Here is a 1,177-nt window from a genome sequence, read left to right as displayed (position 1 = left end):
GCCTTTGGCGCGCTTTTCAAACTAAGCCGACGCGCTCTTTGCGTCGGCTTAAGCGCCTAATGGAAGCAAGCTGTGCGCATTGGCGCGCATTTTTGCGCCAATGCGCACAGCATCCCCATGGGGGTAGAGCTGGCAAGCCAGCATGAACCTGAATAGTTATTTTTTGTCCAGGAATGGGCTACTCTATCGATAAAACCTGACATCTTGAGTAGCTAGCAGGTGCAGTTGCACAATCGACAGTGCTACTGGCATGCTCAGGATGGGCATGAGAGGAGGGGATTTTGCCTACGCTATTGGAGTTGTGGCTGATTTTTTTGACGGCTTTATTGGGTAGTGGCCACTGCATAGGCATGTGTGGCGGTTTGGCAGCCTCTTGTTCGCTAGGGTTAGGCGAACAGAGTTTTGCACCACGCTTGTCACTGCCGTTATACTATTCGCTGGGACGTATGGGGATGTACATGCTGTTGGGAGCAGTCAGTGGCTCATTGGGCTCCTTGCAGCTTCTCTATGGCCGCCCTGGCGCCTTTGCGGGTGTACCCCATTTGTTGGCAGCACTGTTCATGATTTGGGTAGGGATACGTACAGTGGGCTGGTGGGGTGGGGAGATACAATGGTCAGGATGGAAAGGTTTGAGCAGTTTGAGTCAACGGTTGCAACAGTTGCCTCCTGGGCAACGGGCCTGGGCGATGGGGGTGTTGACCGGATTATTGCCCTGCTCTTTTCATTGGGCCTTTCAGATTCAGGCTCTGGCCTCTGGTTCGTTAGCGAGCGGTGTTTTGATCCTGTTGGCATTTGGTTTGGGTACACTCCCGGCTTTGTTGGGATTTGCCTATTTGACCACCTGGTTGGACAGTCGGGCGCGTCGGCGTATATTGCAGGTAGCAGGGGCTTTAATGATCATCATGGGATTGCTTACACTGCGTCGTGCGTGGTTGGTCAGCCATTTTGTGTAAGCAAGCGGCTCAGTGGTACCATGAATGGTAATGATCGGTTTGTTGAAGAGAAAACCGGTAACTGGAATGGCAATGCTCGGTTTGTTCAAGAGAAAACCAAAAACTGATGAGCAGATCAGCCAGCGTTTTGCGTATGTTTCCGTTTATGGTAACTATTCAGGTTCGTGCTGGCTCGCCAACTCTCCCCCCATGGGGATGCTGTACGAATTGGCGCAAAAATGCGC

The 1,177-nt window shown here is 52.2% G+C and carries 2 protein-coding genes; both read left to right on the top strand.

The window, feature by feature from the left end:
• Positions 1-281 precede the first annotated feature (281 nt).
• On the top strand, positions 282-953 hold the full coding sequence (locus EJP87_RS16770; RefSeq protein WP_193771499.1) for a sulfite exporter TauE/SafE family protein: 672 nt from the start codon (positions 282-284) through the stop codon (positions 951-953).
• Between the two features lie 24 nt (positions 954-977).
• Positions 978-1,177: hypothetical protein (locus EJP87_RS16765; RefSeq protein ID WP_130472969.1), on the top strand; the 200-nt coding region annotated here is incomplete at its 3' end.

The sequence above is a fragment of the Candidatus Magnetaquicoccus inordinatus genome, assembly GCF_004217665.1.
Classification (GTDB): Bacteria; Pseudomonadota; Magnetococcia; order Magnetococcales; family Magnetaquicoccaceae; genus Magnetaquicoccus; species Magnetaquicoccus inordinatus.
This window is presented reverse-complemented; position numbering and strand designations above follow the sequence as displayed.